The following is a 16,103-nucleotide window of genomic DNA, read 5'->3' as shown; positions in this document are numbered from 1 at the left end:
GCTACGTCGCATCTTTCGTACTCCGGATCAGGCTGATGCCGGAAAAGAAGAAAATACCGCCCATGATGAGATAGATCCAGGATGCCCGGGCGACACCACCGCTGGTGAGATCCATTCCGCCGTAAATCAACCCCACCAAGCCGACTAATGTCAATAGGATACCGAAAATGCTTTTGACGCTCATAATTTGTTGAAGTAATTGGTTTGTAGGCTATAAACTGTTTTGGGGGCAAAATGTCTGTGGGGAACGCAGGATCTTTTTTCGGGACAGTAGAACTGCGCTCCGCCTTTTGTTTTTTTTCGGTAAATTCGTACCTAATTTCGCCGGTTCCCAGACTGGATAAACCCTTTATGTTTAAAATTCCTGCCCCCACGTTTTCACCGCTCGTGCAGTCGTTCGATGGTGAAATCTACTTTGATAATTCTCCCGAACACGAAGCCATGCGGCTTCTTTACGCCACGGATGCCTCGGTTTACCAGGAAAAACCGCTGGCCGTTGCCATTCCGAAAACCGTTGAAGACATCAAACGCCTGGTGCGGTTTGCCCGCCAGCACCACACTTCTTTGATTCCCCGGGCCGCCGGAACTTCGCTGGCCGGGCAGGTGGTCGGCGGGGGCATCGTCACCGACTGTTCCCGGTATTTTACGAATGTGCTGGAAATCAATCAACAGGAACGTTGGGTGCGGGTTCAGCCGGGCGTCATTCGCGACGATCTGAATGCCGCACTGAAACCGCACGGGCTGATGTTCGGGCCGGAAACCTCGACGGCTAGTCGGGCGATGGTCGGCGGGATGATCGGGAACAATTCCTGCGGGTTGCACTCGATTGTCTGGGGCAGCACGCGTCACCATTTGCTGGAGGCAAAGGCGATTCTGAGCGACGGTGCCGAAGTGACGTTCAAAAGTTTGAGTTTCGACGAATTTGACCGGAAATGCCGGGGCGAAAATGTGGTGAGTCCGCTCGAGCAGCGCTTGTACCAGCAGATTCGGGAAACGTTAAGTACCCCGACCAACCAGCAACAGATTCGCGACGGTTTTCCCAAACCGACTATCACCCGCCGGAACACCGGTTATGCGCTGGATGCGCTGCTGCCGTTTTTCGAACAGAGCGCCGACCAGCGGTTTAACTTCTGTCAACTTATTGCCGGTTCGGAAGGTACGCTCTGTTTTATTACCGAAGCGAAACTGAACCTGCTGCCGTTGCCGCCGAAAAAAAGCGCGCTGGTCTGCGCCCATTTCATCACCATCCGTCAGTCGCTGGAAGCCAATCTGGTTGCGCTTGACCATGCCTGTTCGGCGTCCGAACTGGTCGATGATTATATTCTGCAATTAACGAAAGGCAATATTGAGCAGGCCAAAAACCGTGATTTCGTCGAGGGCGATCCCAAGGCGGTTTTGATGGTGGAGTTTTTCGACGACACGGTTGAAGCCGTTACGCAGAAAGCCAACCGACTCATTGCGGCTTTACAGCAGCAGGAATTGGGCTATGCCTACCCGGTTTTGTACGGCGAAGAAGCCGTGAAAGCCTGGAATCTGCGGAAGGCCGGACTGAGCATCATGTACAACATTCCGGGCGACGACAAACCGGCCAACCTTATTGAGGACTGCGCCATCGACGTCCGCGACCTGCCCGATTACATCGACGAGCTGGATCAGATGGCGGCCGAAAAACACGGCCTGGCGCTCGAATATTCGGCCCACGCCGGGGCGGGCGAGCTGCATGTATTGCCCTTAATCAACCTCAAATCGAACGAGGGGCGACTGAAATTCCGGGCGCTGCTGGCCGATACGGCCGCTCTGGTGAAAAAATACGGCGGCTCGCTGTCGGGCGAACACGGCGACGGACGTTTGCGGGGCGAATTCATTCCGTTTATGATTGGCGATGCGAATTTTCAGCTGGTGCAGGAGGTCAAACAGACCTGGGACCCGCAGCGCATTTTCAACCCCGGCAAGATTGTCGATACGCCCCCGATGAACGAATTTTTGCGGTATGAAGCGGATCAGAAACCCGTTCAGATCGACACCATTTTCGATTTCTCGGCGGAAGACGGTATCTTGAATCTGGCAGAAAAATGCAGTGGATCAGGTGATTGCCGGAAAACCGCTGTCACCGGCGGAACGATGTGCCCGAGCTATATGGCTACGCGCCGGGAACGCGACACCACGCGGGCGCGGGCCAATATTCTCCGCCAGTTTTTAACGCATTCCGAAAAACCGAACCAGTTCGATCACGATGAAATCAAGGAAGTGATGGACCTGTGTCTGTCGTGCAAAGGCTGCAAGTCCGAATGCCCGTCGAGCGTCGACATCAGCCGGATGAAGGCAGAGTTTTTGCAGCATTATTACGACGCCAACGGCGTTCCCCTGCGTTCCCGGCTGGTCGGGAATTTTACCAAACTGATGTCGCTGGCGAGTCTGGCTCCCTGGGCCTACAACGCCATTTACGACACCCCGGCCCTCCGCCGGATCGCGAACCGGCTGGCCGGTTTTCACCCGGACCGCACCATGCCGGAACTGGCGGGAACGACCTTGCGGCAGTGGGGGAAAGGGAAGCGGGTAAAGGGCGTGGGGCATGGGGCAATGGGCACTGAAGAACCTTCTGCCCCAAATCCTCTGCCCCATGCCACGAAAGTCTACCTCTTTTGTGATGAGTTTACGAATTACAACGACGTTGAAGTTGGGATAAAAACCGTTCAACTGCTGGAGCGGCTGGGCTATGAGGTGATCATTCCCGACCATCTGGAGAGCGGGCGGACGTATCTGTCGAAAGGGCTGGTGCGGGATGCGCAAAAGATTGCGATTGAGAACGTAAACCGGCTCAAAGACCTGATTACCGCCGAAACCCCACTGATCGGGATTGAACCGTCGGCCATTCTAGGATTCCGGGACGAATACGTGGATCTGGTGCCGCAATCGCTCAAGGCGTCGGCCCAGCATCTGGCCAAACATGCGCTGCTGGTTGATGAATTTATTGCGCAGGAAATCGACCGGGGACACATTTCAAAAACCGCCTTTACGACCGAAAAACGACTGATCAAGCTGCACGGACATTGTCACCAGAAAGCCATCGCTTCGCTGGTACCGACCAAAAAAATGCTTTCACTACCCGAAAATTACGAAGTACAGTTGATTCCGTCGGGCTGCTGCGGCATGGCCGGGTCGTTCGGGTACGAAAAAGAGCATTACGAATTGTCGATGCAGGTGGGCGAACTGGTGCTGTTTCCGACGGTTCGGCAGCAGCCCGCCGAGGTGCTGATTGCCGCCCCCGGAACGAGTTGCCGCCATCAGATCAAAGACGGAACCGGCCGCGTGGCCCAACATCCGGCCGTAATTCTGTACGACGCCCTCGTTTAAAAACCGGTTAAACCGTGAACGTTACTCGACGCAGTTAAACTGAAAGGTTTGTTGGTAATACCGGTTGGGAGAATCCGTAGGAATGGTAATCGTTGTCTGCTGGCTGGAACGGATCGGGTTGTAATTGCCATCAAAATCGGTCGTGAACTGGCTGTATTCGCGCAGGGACCGGTTTCCGCCTGTATTCATGATCTCGTGTGTAACGGATTGACAGTCAAATCGCTGTAAGTAGCGGGCAATTTCGACTTCGTTCGGGTTCGTCAGCGCCAGTAACGCAAACACAATGGTTTGTCCGGAATCATAATAAGGCGAATGATTTTGGGCACTGAGGTCAAAATCAAATTCTTCTTCTGTTCGCGAACCATCTTTGTACGCATTTTGAACGGTCTGGATAACCAGATCTTCCGTCTTACCGGCAATTTCCTGGTAGGAAAACTGAAATGTCCGGCTGATGATGGATGAATTGGCGGGCAAGAGTATTCTCGTTTCGACCAGACCGGTTAAGCGGGTAGTGCGATCAGGAGATTCATAATTAAGTGAAAACACCGTTTGCTCTTTGTTGTTAACCAATAGGGAAGCTTTTTCAATTCGCTCAAACTGGTCATAGTCAAAATTGAGAACGGTCGAATGGTCTGCCGTGTACGCATAAGCAACTTTTCCGCCCACGTACTTAAACTTGAACGAGAGAGCGCGGTCCGGATTCTGGTCGGTGTAAGACGCTAATCTGCCGGTTTCGTAGCCAAATGTTTGTCGGTTAATTTCCTGTTGATTCGTATCATGCTGCTCATACCGAACGATTTCAGTGACCATACAAACCTGATCAGAGGGTGTAGGGTCATTGAGTGTACAAGCGACCAGCAGTAGGGGCATCCATCCGAAGCCAAACCAATTTTTCATAGTAACGATGCCCAGAGTATCAACTGAATCGCCAAAATACGAACTATTTGCCAAAATGTAGTAGCTTCGACAGGCAGGATACCAAACAAGATTATGACCCTGACTCAGCAAAGGCACCAACTCATTGAAAAATTACGAACTATTGATCAACCCGAAGCGACCCGAAAGTTTTTTGGATTGCTCAAGGAATTGATCGAAATGGTAAATCTGCCAAATGGCGATGCCCGGCTGGCATTTGTCGTTGATCGGGATCGGAAAGGGATCTCGGCAAATATCAATTTTTTTCTGGCTTTGCGATTGTTTAAGCCCCGCCAGGGCGAGGTCGAATTCTGGCTGACGGTGAAGAAAGGTTGCCGGGAGCGGATCGAAGCGATTGCGACGATCGATGTAGTGCCGTTGTCTGAGAAATCGGATTATGTTTCCATCGTGATCGGGCAATCGTCGGATTACCTGCTGAACCATCCCGTGGTTCGAAGCTGCTGGGAAGATTGCCTGATGGAATTGCTGGTAACGACCAAACGGGGGCCGCATACCGCCAGTCACAATCCGTACGTCTACCAGACGGCCGACGATGAGGCCATTCGCGGGGAAATTCTGACGTCCATTTTTCGATCGGATGCGCCCGCCGACGAACAAAACCGGGTGGAAGAAGAACCGGAAGAATACGAAAAAACCGCTCCGCTCCGGCCCTCAATTCCGCAGAACTTTATCCTGTACGGCCCGCCCGGTACCGGTAAATCGTTCGAAGCGAAGCAGTTGAGCCAGTCTTTTGACAGCGAATGGGTCACGTTTCATCCGTCGTTTGGCTACGAAGAGTTCATCGAAGGCATTCGGCCCGAAACCCGTGGCACCCAGATTAGCTATAAAGTAGCCAAAGGTATTTTTTACAAAGCCTGCCTGTCGGCGCTCCAGAAAGCCGGGTACGCGACGCTGGCCGATTGCCTGAATGATGTGCCCGAAAACCGCAGGATCAAATTTGCCCGGGCCGATGCTCAGTTGCTGATCATCGACGAAATCAACCGCGCCAATATTTCCAAGGTGTTTGGCGAGCTGATCACCCTAATCGAGCCCGACAAACGGTTGGGTGCAGCCAATGAATTGTGGCTGACGTTGCCCTATTCACAGGAGCGGTTTGGCGTTCCGGCGAACCTCTTTATTGTGGCTACGATGAATACCGCCGACCGGTCTATTGCCCTGCTGGACATTGCGTTACGTCGCCGGTTTCATTTCCGGGAAGTAGTACCCGAACCCGGTTTGCTCACGTCGGTCAACGGGGTTGATCTGGGGGAACTGATGCGCGTTTTGAACGAGCGAATCGAATACCTTTACGACCGCGATCACCTGATTGGTCATGCCTACCTCATGAACATTCCGTCGCACGAGGAACTTTGCGATGCGTTCTGTGACCGGATTATTCCGCTGCTGCAGGAATATTTTTACAACGACTGGCGTAAAATCCAGTTTGTGCTGGGCGACAATCCGGCCTGGGGAAAAGCGCCGGACCAGAAACTCATCCGGGTAAAAAAACAATACCGACCGGCTTTAACCAAAGAATTATTTGGCGAGGAACCGGATGATCTGACGGAGGTAGTGACGTACGAAATCAACCCCGATTTACTCCGGCGAAACTACGATCAGGTGCCGAAAGAAGCATTTATCGCTATTTATCAAAAATAATTGCGTACTCGCGGACGAAAAGCTAGGTTTTTGTGTTACCCTTTTCTGTTCACCACAAAAAGCGCGGATTCTCTGTCCGTATGTACGTCGAAAATTATGAAAGCTCTCGTCCTGACTGAGTACAAACATTTTGAATTACAAGACCTTCCGCGCCCCCAACCCGGCCCGACCGATGTGCTGGTGAAAGTGCAGGCCGTTGGGATCTGTGGTAGCGACGTCCACGGAATGGACGGCAGCAGCGGCCGCCGGATTCCGCCCATTGTGATGGGCCACGAAGCCTCGGGTATCATCGTCGAAACCGGAGACAGTGTCAAAAAATGGCAGGTCGGCGACCGGGTTACGTTTGATTCAACTGTTTATCCCTTAGACGATTGGTACAGCCGTCGGGGGCAGTATAACCTCAGCGACGGCCGTGAAGTGCTGGGCGTTTCTACCCCGGATTTCCGTCGGCAGGGCGCTTTCGCCGAATTCATCGTCGTGCCGCAACACATTCTGTATCAGATCCCCGACAACGTCAGTTACACCCAGGCGGCTCTCGTCGAACCGGTGGCGGTAGCCCTCCACGCCGTGAGTCTGACGCCCATTCAGGTGAACGATTCGGCGGTGGTTGTTGGCGCGGGCATGATCGGTTTGTTCATTATCCAGGCGTTGAAACTGGCCGGTTGCGGTTCGATCATCGCCGTCGATCTGGACGACGACCGTCTGGACCTGGCGCTCAAGCTGGGCGCGACCGTTGCGATCAATGCTGGCCGTCAGGATGTTACCGCAGAAGTTCAGGCGCTGACCAACGGACGCGGGGCTGATGTTTCGTTTGAAGTGGTCGGGATTGCTCCCTCCGTCAAAACCGCCATCGACTGTGTTCGGAAAGGAGCGACTGTTACGCTGGTCGGAAATCTGTCTAAATCGGTTGATGTGTCGTTGCAGGCCATTGTGACCCGCCAGTTGCGTTTGCAGGGTTCCTGCGCGATCAATGGTGAATACGAAGCCGCTCTGGCCCTAATTTCTTCCGGAAAAATCAACGTCGAAGCGATTTTAAGTGCGGAAGTTCCGCTGGATAAAGGCGCAAGCTGGTTTCAGCGGCTGTACGAAAAAGAAAAGGGACTTTTGAAGGTGGTCCTAAAGCCCTAATAAACTTCGTTATTTAATTCATACTGAGCCAAATAGCGAATATTGAATAGCGAATTACGAAGTGGCTGCGCCGTACGCCGTCACGGTGCAGCCACGTAAGAAATCGAGAACGCCGAGTGTTCTCCGGACCAGAAATCGAGTACCAGACTCGTATCCGTGAGTGACAGGATGTGGAGTTCGGAAACGGCGACGCAACTCACATTGGCGCAGGGGCCATCCGTACCGGTCCTGACCACTTTTAAAATTTTTTTCTGCCGCTCTACTTGAACGGGAGAGCAGCAGGTCATGGACCGGTTTTCGTATTTAACCGATCCATCGGCCATAAATTCAGTAATGTCCTGCGGTTTCAGTTCCCGCCAGTCTTTCCCATCTTTACCTATTTCCACGGATTTCCAGCGTTTATAGAGTTTATCAGACGGCGAAACGTAGTTTCTCGAGGGATCACAGGCGCTCAAAAGCACCAGAATCAGCACGAAAGAAAGGAGGGATCTCATGAGTTTTCCGGATTTATGTAAGTAGAGTCATTCTGCCGGTAAACCGTTGGAGTAGGCATCAGAATTTTACGGGTTTTAGGTTGAAGACGTTCGCCCGGAGCGGTTTTCAAATGACCGGTTTTATCTTTTGCCGTTAACTAAATAGTTACAACTGGAAACCCCGGCAAATACTACCTTACCTGCTCAAAGTCAGACCCTATTCCTCCAAAACCAACAGTCCCAGTCCGATGCGTTTCGACACTCTTCCCCAAATCGAAGCCCGCTTTCGCCAGGAAGCCACGCCTTTTCTGACACCCTTTTCGATGCCGGTGCCTAATGAAAGCCTGACCCTGCGCGGCCAGGTGTTTAAGCCTCGCCAAACCAATTATTTTCACGCGGTCGAGCACCCCAAGCAACGCATTGTGCTGCATTTTACGGCTGGAAATCTGCGGTCCGATATGCAAAGCCTTACCCAGCAGGACCGCCATGTGTCGGTCGCTTTTGTGGTAGCACGGGATGGGACGATTTATCAGCTTTTTCCCTCGAAATTCTGGTCGGGACATCTGGGCGAAGGGGTCGGTAACAAAAAAGGGACCGGAAATCCGCAGGACAAAGCCACGATCGGCATCGAAATTTCCAACTACGGTTTTTTAGTCCCCCGCGACGGCAACCTGGAAACCATCTATTCCCGGTCGAAAGATCCCAGTACCGGGAAAATCGGCGCGATCGATGCGTACTGCCCGCTGACAAACACGGCCGCTTATCAGAAAGTCAACGTCCCGTTCCGGGAGCAGTCGTTTTATGCCACCTTCACGCCGGAGCAATACGATAGCACAATTATTCTGTTGCGGTTTTTGACGGCTAAATACGCAATTCCCCGCCAGTTTTTGCCCGAAAACAAGCGGTTTCTGACGACGGAAGATGTCCTGAATTTCAAGGGAATTGTTTCCCACATCAATTACCGGTCGAGCGGAAAATGGGATATTGGTCCGGCTTTTCAGTGGGAAACCGTCATTGCGGGTGTTCAGGCGGCTCAATATGTGAGTACGACCCAACAGCAGCGGAGTTTGCTGGCCGATCCCGACGAGCTGACTTCGGAAGAAGCTGTTGACGCGCTTTTCCCGCAAACCCGCGATCTGATTCCGGATGAAGCAGAAACTACCGATAACGAAGGCTACAATCCGGCGGATTTTGACGCGAAACCCGTAGCCGATCAACCCACGGAAACTGCTTGGAATGTGTTTGCGCTACTGGTCGGGATCAATAATTACGATCGAATCAGAAAGCTGGGCGGCTGTTTACATGATGTCGGCGAGGTGGAAAAATACCTGACCCGGCGTACGGCTTTCGACTTTGAGCTGGACGGAGAATCCACCGGGAAAATAAAGAAACTGCTCGACAGCGATGCGACCCGGGCGGGCGTTGCCGCCGGTTTTCGGGAGCATTTGGGGCGGGCTAAAAAAGGCGATACCGTTTTGTTTTATTACTCGGGTCATGGAACGCAGGAAGAAGCCGATGCGATCTGGGATGAAACCGACGGTCGGCTGGAATGTCTGGTCTGTTACGATGGGGGAGCTGAAAATGCTGCCGATTTTCTGTTGACGGACAAAGAGTTACGGTTTTTGATTCACGAGCTTTATCAAAAAACCGGTGCGCACATCGTTACAATTTTTGACTGCTGCAACTCCGGCGATAATACCCGAAATGCCGCGTTGGTCGGTGCCGCCTACCAGGATCAACCGGTGAAAATCCGGCGCGCGACCGACACCGGCGCTTTTCCGGCCCGCACCTGGGAGGAATTTCTGTTTAGTGACAAGATTTTGAAAGCGGATATCGCCGGTCAAAAACCGCACGAGTTTCTGGCGGAAGGGACGCATGTGCAAATGGCGGCCTGCGAGTCGGACCAGACCGCCGTTGAGATCGCCGGGGAAGGAATTTTTACCAAAACGCTTCTCAAAACGCTCACCGATTCGGGCGGGAATATTTCGTACAACACGCTGCGGGGGCGAATCCGGCAATACATGCGGGTGGGATATGAACAGACGCCCCGAATCTACGCGCCAGTGGACCCGGAAAAAGTACTGAACAACGGTTTTCTGAATCAACTCATTGATCCGCAGCAACTTATCTGCGAAGCGGTTTTCAACGCTAAAACCGGCTGGCAACTGAACATGGGCGCTATTCACGGGATCAATGAAAAAACCGCTATTCTCCTCCTTGATCCCGGCGATGCGACGAAGATGATTCCGGTAACGGTTAAAAAGAATGGCGTCTTTGTGGATTATACGGTTCTGGCGGGTACGTCGGCGCTCAGTCACGCGACGATTTACAAGGCCGTGGTTTCGGGTTTGATGATTCAGGAACTGAAAGTTGAACTTCAGAATCACGACGGGAATCCCAAAGAGGTTGGGGAGTTTGTAGCTGCGCTGGAGGACCAGGCCAGTGGTAGTTTTGCGTTTGGTGGGGAGAAAAGCACCCCAGCGGAAACGAAGCAGGACAACGGCAAGGTTCAACCGGCGGATTACACGCTTCACGTCCGCGCCGGGGAGGTCTATCTGACGTTTCCCGATGATCCGTATCGCCCGCTGGTTCGGCCCATTCCGTTTGTAACCTCCGACAACAACCGCGCGGTATTGGCGATGCTGCAGCACGTGTCGCGCTGGCATTTTATCAAAACCCTCCAGAATCCGATCATTCCCGACGGTTTTCCGGAGCAGGCGCTTGCCATAAAAGTGAAGCGCCTTCTGGCCGATGGCACCACGCAGAAAATAACGACCTCGGATTCGGTCGCCAAGCTGGAATACGAACAGGTCGACGAGGTCTGGAAAGGCACCATCCAGATTGAAATTACGAACACGACGGCGCAGGATCTGTACGTCTGTGCGGCTTATTTGAGCAAGGAATTTCAGTGTTACCTCAAATTTATCCCGCAACGGGTTAAGTTGCTGGAAGCAGGCCAATCGATCTTCCTGGGGCTCAATGGCAAAGACCGGATCAACATGAATCTGGGCAAAGTGGAGCAGGAATACAACTGGCCGGAAACGCACGAGGCTTTAAAATTCATCATCAGCACGACCGAATTCGACGCCGAAGCCCTGACGCTGGAAGAGTTACCGCCCCCGCTGACGACTGACGAGATTGGAAAAAGTCTGGAACCCGAGCGGGCCCGGGGATTAGACACCGATGAAGAGCCCGTGGAGTTTTCCGGCTGGATTACGCAAACCCTGCATCTGGTTTTCAAAAACCCGGTTTATAACCAGATTCCGGCCCGTACGCTGAAAGCCCTGCTCGAATGGGACGAAACGGCTTATTTTGCGGCCGGACTTTATTGCGATGTCAAACTGGATCCGTTTGGACAGCCAACGGTTTGGGAACTCAAGGAGGGCATCAACAAAGGGTTGAAGGTGCCGGAAGAGGAAAGAAACCTGATTAGCGACGCGAAACTGTTTCTGGGTAACACGATTGAAACCGCGCAGCGACGCAAACGCTACCGAAATCTGAAGAAAGATCCCAATCGGCTGCGGATCGTGGCCGAAGGTGACTCCTGGTTTCAGTACCCGATTCTGGTGGAAGATACGCTCGATCACCTGTACAAACTGTACGCCATCCGGAGTTTTGCCGAAGCTGGCGATACGCTCGAAAACTACATGAAAAAGCGGGAATATCTGGACGCTATTGAAGAAGAAGGCGCGAAGTTTTTCCTGATCAGCGGGGGCGGAAACGACATTCTGGGCGAGCAGTTTGAAGGCTTTCTGCGGGATGAACCGGATGCGGGCGACACCACGCCTAGGCGGTATTTCAAACCTAATTTTGCGGCAAAATTAACGCATCTGGAAGCGTTTTATCAGGATATGTTCAGCGAATTGCTGGAACGCTACCCGGATCTGCACATTCTGGTCCACAGCTACGATTACCCCATTCCGCTGGACACCGACGATCCGGCCAACCAGAAAAAGTCGAGCTGGCTGGGCCAGTACCTGATTAAAAAAGGCGTTACGCCCCAGGATGAGCGGGAAAAATGCATTCACTTTATCATGGACGAATTCAACACCCGGCTTAAAAAACTGGTGGAAGGATTTGGAGAGCGGGTATCCTACATTGATGCCCGAAATTTGGTAAACCGCACGAGCTGGTTTGACGAAATCCACCCCACCAACGACGGTTTTCAACTGGTTGCCGACAAATTTATCGCCAGAATTGAGCAGATTCGGGGAGCAACAACGTAGTGGAAGTGATTCCCGGAAGTAGCCAATTGGCGCGATAGAAAACGAGTAAGGCCGGTCCTACAACCGGCCTTACTCGTTAGAAAGAAAAATACAAAAACCGCTTTTTATTCCATTAAAACAGAGAACCCAGCACCTTCAGACTGAGTGGATTGACAAAATAATTGACGTGATCACAGGCGACGGTGAAAGTAACCGGCGGTTTTGACCAGCTTTCGGAACCGGGAATCGACAGGATACTTTTCGTGCCGACGGCAATGTCGTTCGACGCCCGGAAGACGAATTGATCCAGCAGATCGTATTTGGCGGCCCGGCCCAGCCGTTGAAACATTTTTTTGATTAATGACATTTCCTGGCTCAGATCCAGCTCAATCTGGCGGATGTCACCGGCGATGATGTAATACGGAATCCGGGGGTCGGTCTGGTCGTTGAGCTCCCCGTAAATGCCGGTAACCATGTCCATTTGTTTGAACGACACGGAGACCTCGCTGCCCAGTTTTCCGAGGAGATTGATGCCGAAAAGCCACGGTTTCAGGATCGAAGCTCCGTTTACCGCGAAGGTTAACAGGACTTCAAAGGCATCGCGCACGTCGGCCAGCGGAGTGCCTTCGTTGGGCGTACCACAGAGGATTACGCGGTCGACGACCTCATCACCCCGCAGTTTTTCGATAAACCAGCGCGTCACCAGGCCGCCCATCGAGTGGGCAATAATCGTCACCTGCTTGCCGTCCTGCGCCTTGATCCCGACTTCGGCCAGCCGCTCTTTGAGTTTCTGGGCGTTGTCCTGAATCCGCGTGCTGAGGTTTTCATAATCAAACGTGAGAATGGCATCGATCTTTTTTTCAATCGGCTGACCGTCGGCCGTCAGCGCCAGTCGGGCGGATTTGGTCATGTCGAGCGTGTCGCCAATAATACCGTGGGTGAAGAGCAGAATGTTTTTGACGTTCTCCTGCTGGAGCGTATGGCGGATCATTTCCGGGTCGGTTTCGTACTGAACTTCCAACGTGTCGGAAAGCGTTGCCAGGGCCAGCCGCGGGTGGTTGTAACCAAAACCGACTTTGCTCAGAACTACCTTGTAAAAAAAGAGCTTGATCGAGCCGCCCAGACTGCGCTGCGAAGACGATTCGTCCGGCAGCGTGTGAACGGCGACGGTTTGGTCACCAATCTGATCTCCGGCCGAAAAGTAAAGTCCGGTGGATGGGTCGTAGGCCAGCACCACAAAACTGTCGCCCACGCTTGCTTTAAACTCAATCAGCAGTGGCTGTTCCGGCGAAACGGCGTTTCTGTCCGAATAATCGTAGAGTTCAAGGGTGTTCAGCGACGCGCTGTCGCCCCGGGTCTGGAGCCAGTTGAACGGTTGCAGTGCCGCATTTCCCATCACCAGATCGGGCGGAACAACCTCGCCAATCGACCGTTTGATCTCGCCGGGGCTGCTCCAGGCGAAACTGGTCTGAAACGATGCGGGGGTCTGAATCCGTAAAAAAGTAGAATCCCAAAAACCACCGGCGGGGATCAAAACTCCTTTGGCCGGGTAATTGATTTGCAGGGAAACCGTCGTCGTAATCCAGTTCTGAATACCATCATCGACTTCGTCATCCATGCCATCATCGGGGCTTCGCTCAAGTTCTCCACGCGTTTCCGTTCGTTTTTTAGCCAGATCCAGCCCTTTCTGGTTGTACTTATTCAGAATACCGGTTTCCAGTTCCTGGGTCGAAACGATCACTTTGACATGTTCCAGAATCTCGCTGTAACCCAAATCCCGGTACGTTTTATCCACTTTGAGCCGCAGGATGTCGCTGGCGCTGATCAGGCCCGTGGATGTGTTCCTGACGTTAAACGTCACGGTGGTTTCCGAATTTGGGGCCAGCGAAAAGGCATTCAAACTCCGGTTGCTGATCGAGTAATCGAAACCGAGGTAAAAAGGCTGGAACCAAAGCGCCCGATTACTCCGGTTTTCAATCTGAATCTGCAGGGCCGGGGACTCATCGCCGAAATAAAACAGCGGAACCGGCTGGGTCAAATCCGCGACTTCCCGGAATGTATCGGGTTTGTAATCAGGATCGGGTGGGCTGACGGCCACCGTAACGCTGAGTTGAAAATCGCTGTCGGTCAGGGTAGAGGTCGGATTCTGGAGGTTCAGAAGCTGCGTCCACGTACTGAAATACTGCAACTCTTCGAGAAAAAGAACCGCATCATCGTCCGTTTGAATGGCTCGTTCCTTGAACAAGGGTGTGGTGTCGGCTAACCCCGTCACGTATACCAAACTGCCCTCGGCACGAATCCGGAAACGGGTCTGGTCGTCGATACCGTCGGTTAACTTCAACGAAAAACCGGTTTGACTGGCTGCTTTCAGGAACGCCCTGACTGGTGCCGGAACGGTTGGATCGATGCCGAAGGAGATGAGTTGTTTCGGCACCCAGGTGGCCTGATACTGCTTAAGCTGATCCAAACCCGGTCCGGCCAAAACCGTTGATTCTTCCGGGAAAACCTCGCCAATCCGGGTGGAAACGCCATTTTCCAGCATCACCACGTCGCCCGACCGCGCGCCCAGCACCGCCCCGGCGTCGATGCACCAGCCGCGCTGACCGGTAAAAGCGACCCAGTTGGTCGGCTTTGTAGTTGAGGTTTCGCTTTGCAAAAACCGGTTTCGGGCCGCATCGGAAGGTAATGACTCTATATTGAGCAGCGGATTCTGATCGGTGACGTAGCTTTTGAGTTGTAATTCCGTCCGCCGGATGAGTTCGGCGTAACTGATCAGGCCTTTGCTTTCCTGCAAGGCTTTGAGCAGCGAATAGGTAAATAAACCCCGGGCCTGGCCGTTGAGCACATTCTCTTTCGCCGTCTGATTATCGCGGGCCGCAGCCAGGTGAATATGCGGGGCGGTTTGCACGGTGATCAGCTCTTTTCCCGATTCGCTGGAGGTAACATAGCCGCGTTGCCCGTTCACTTCTTCCGAAAAACCGTAATAATCCTCGGCCGTCAGCGTCCCCGGAAAGGGGTCGAGGGAGCGTTCCCGCAGTTCCTCCGTCCGGTTTTCGGTCGCGTTCCGGGTGACGGTTCCTGAGTGACAACTGTCGGTGATGACCACAATACGAAGCGCGGTTTTCTGCCGGGCTACGGAATATTTCCAGATCAAATACGCCAGTTCCTTGTCCATTAAATCCCGGCCGCCCGGATTCCGGCTGTCCCAGCAAACCAGCGACTGGTGAAACCGGTTCGTCGGGCTGTAAAAACCGGCCGGAGCAGTGGCAAAGGAACCGTGCCCGAAAAAGTAAAACAGGCAAATGTCGGTTCCGCTGGCCTGATCGAAATGGGCAAAGCCGTCGATGACCTCCGCGCGGGTGGCCTGCTCGTTGACCAGTTTCCGGATGCGCAGCTTGTTGGCGTCGGGCTGAAACCACCGCAGAAATGTTTCAACGGCGGCCAGATCATTCAAACAGCCTTTCAGCGGTTTTTTCGCATAGTCATTAATACCCACCAGCAAGGCATAAATTGTTGATTCCATAAGAAAACTTACGGGTTAAAAAGAGGTTTAGGGGCTTATAAACGCTTATTCCAGCTCGGCGGGGTCGAAAGGCTGGATGCGGAACTTCTCTTTGGCCAGCTCGTCGGCATCGCTCCGGTTGCTGAGTTGCGGGCGGCCAAACAGCGGATGACGAAAACCGGCCACCCGGTATAAAGGCGTAATGCCGCTCGACGCAATGGCTTTGAAATGGCTGCCTTTTTCGTTGGCCACCGTCAGTCCCAGCGATGCATCCGTCAGTTTCAGTTGCGGAGTGCCGACGTTGGCGCTGGCTTTTAAATCGATCTTACTGTTGCTGCTGAACGAAATAATAATGGTGGCGGTGGTCGCCTGCACCAGTTGCGTAACGATCGCCCACTCTTTGACCCACTGCCCCGCCTTCACCCGCTTGATGACTTCCCGCTCGATGGCGCCCATGTTGGTAATCTGGATCGTCTTCGTTTTGTCGGCCTGAAAAACGATTGATTTTTCACTGGCGAAATCGATGCTGAAACCGGCGTCGGCGTCTGACAAAACACTGCCGGCCAGGGGCGCCTGCCCGGCCAGTTTAACACCGATCTGCACCGATCCGGTGGAAGAATAATCCAGCGTTCCTTCCGAAAGATCATCCATTACCTCCATCGGAATGCCTTCTTTTTCCAGGCTGCTCTGAATGGTAAAAACGCCTTTTTCAAGCGTAACTATCGCGCCGATAAACAGCGGGCGGTTGGGCTCCCAGGTGGCCCGGTAGCCGGTTTTGGAAGCCATGTGTTCCAGATAAAACTGATGAATGTTAGCCATGGACGTAGGAATGGATTTAGAAATAAACGGGAGAGGGCTTTATTGTAG

Annotated in this window: 9 protein-coding genes; 4 read left to right on the top strand and 5 right to left on the bottom strand. The window is 53.1% G+C overall.

Annotated elements, in window-relative coordinates:
* Position 1: 1 nt before the first annotated feature.
* Entirely contained in the window at positions 2–184 is a 183-nt protein-coding gene (locus tag GJJ30_RS29420; protein ID WP_154178821.1) for a hypothetical protein, read from the bottom strand.
* A 167-nt stretch (positions 185–351) separates the two neighbouring features.
* On the opposite strand from GJJ30_RS29420, the gene GJJ30_RS29415 reads away from it, so the two are divergent.
* Positions 352–3,354 (top strand): FAD-binding and (Fe-S)-binding domain-containing protein, encoded by a 3,003-nt coding sequence (locus GJJ30_RS29415; RefSeq protein ID WP_154178820.1) that lies wholly within the window; start codon positions 352–354, stop codon positions 3,352–3,354.
* Between the two features lie 21 nt (positions 3,355–3,375).
* Here the strand turns inward: GJJ30_RS29415 and GJJ30_RS29410 are convergent, their stop codons facing one another.
* Positions 3,376–4,164: a hypothetical protein gene (locus tag GJJ30_RS29410; protein WP_154178819.1), complete on the bottom strand. Its 789-nt coding sequence runs from the start codon at positions 4,162–4,164 to the stop codon at positions 3,376–3,378.
* Between the two features lie 180 nt (positions 4,165–4,344).
* On the opposite strand from GJJ30_RS29410, the gene GJJ30_RS29405 reads away from it, so the two are divergent.
* The gene (locus tag GJJ30_RS29405) at positions 4,345–5,928 is read left to right on the top strand and encodes an McrB family protein (RefSeq protein WP_154178818.1); all 1,584 of its coding nucleotides are present in this window, start codon (positions 4,345–4,347) and stop codon (positions 5,926–5,928) included.
* A gap of 96 nt (positions 5,929–6,024) precedes the next feature.
* Positions 6,025–7,056 (top strand): galactitol-1-phosphate 5-dehydrogenase, encoded by a 1,032-nt coding sequence (locus GJJ30_RS29400; protein WP_154178817.1) that lies wholly within the window; start codon positions 6,025–6,027, stop codon positions 7,054–7,056.
* Positions 7,057–7,136: 80 nt separating this feature from the next.
* Here the strand turns inward: GJJ30_RS29400 and GJJ30_RS29395 are convergent, their stop codons facing one another.
* Positions 7,137–7,550, bottom strand: coding sequence for a hypothetical protein (locus GJJ30_RS29395; protein WP_154178816.1), 414 nt, complete (start codon positions 7,548–7,550; stop codon positions 7,137–7,139).
* Between the two features lie 227 nt (positions 7,551–7,777).
* On the opposite strand from GJJ30_RS29395, the gene GJJ30_RS29390 reads away from it, so the two are divergent.
* On the top strand, positions 7,778–11,755 hold the full coding sequence (locus tag GJJ30_RS29390; protein ID WP_154178815.1) for a caspase family protein: 3,978 nt from the start codon (positions 7,778–7,780) through the stop codon (positions 11,753–11,755).
* A gap of 112 nt (positions 11,756–11,867) precedes the next feature.
* Here the strand turns inward: GJJ30_RS29390 and GJJ30_RS29385 are convergent, their stop codons facing one another.
* Positions 11,868–15,257: a DUF7379 domain-containing protein gene (locus GJJ30_RS29385; RefSeq protein WP_154178814.1), complete on the bottom strand. Its 3,390-nt coding sequence runs from the start codon at positions 15,255–15,257 to the stop codon at positions 11,868–11,870.
* Between the two features lie 45 nt (positions 15,258–15,302).
* Entirely contained in the window at positions 15,303–16,055 is a 753-nt protein-coding gene (locus tag GJJ30_RS29380) for a hypothetical protein (protein ID WP_154178813.1), read from the bottom strand.
* Positions 16,056–16,103: the final 48 nt, after the last annotated feature.

The organism is Larkinella terrae (genome assembly GCF_009668025.1).
GTDB classification, from domain to species: Bacteria; Bacteroidota; Bacteroidia; order Cytophagales; family Spirosomataceae; genus Larkinella; species Larkinella terrae.
Note: the sequence above shows the minus strand (reverse complement) of the source record. Positions and strands in the feature narration are given on the sequence as shown.

Bases quoted from the DNA above. Each gene is read 5' to 3' on its own strand.
- GJJ30_RS29420 (WP_154178821.1), bottom strand. From the start codon at position 184: ATGAGCGTCAAAAGCATTTTCGGTATCCTATTGACATTAGTCGGCTTG.
- GJJ30_RS29415 (WP_154178820.1), top strand. From the start codon at position 352: ATGTTTAAAATTCCTGCCCCCACGTTTTCACCGCTCGTGCAGTCGTTC.
- GJJ30_RS29410 (WP_154178819.1), bottom strand. From the start codon at position 4,164: ATGGTCACTGAAATCGTTCGGTATGAGCAGCATGATACGAATCAACAG.
- GJJ30_RS29405 (WP_154178818.1), top strand. From the start codon at position 4,345: ATGACCCTGACTCAGCAAAGGCACCAACTCATTGAAAAATTACGAACT.
- GJJ30_RS29400 (WP_154178817.1), top strand. From the start codon at position 6,025: ATGAAAGCTCTCGTCCTGACTGAGTACAAACATTTTGAATTACAAGAC.
- GJJ30_RS29395 (WP_154178816.1), bottom strand. From the start codon at position 7,550: ATGAGATCCCTCCTTTCTTTCGTGCTGATTCTGGTGCTTTTGAGCGCC.
- GJJ30_RS29390 (WP_154178815.1), top strand. From the start codon at position 7,778: ATGCGTTTCGACACTCTTCCCCAAATCGAAGCCCGCTTTCGCCAGGAA.
- GJJ30_RS29385 (WP_154178814.1), bottom strand. From the start codon at position 15,257: ATGGAATCAACAATTTATGCCTTGCTGGTGGGTATTAATGACTATGCG.
- GJJ30_RS29380 (WP_154178813.1), bottom strand. From the start codon at position 16,055: ATGGCTAACATTCATCAGTTTTATCTGGAACACATGGCTTCCAAAACC.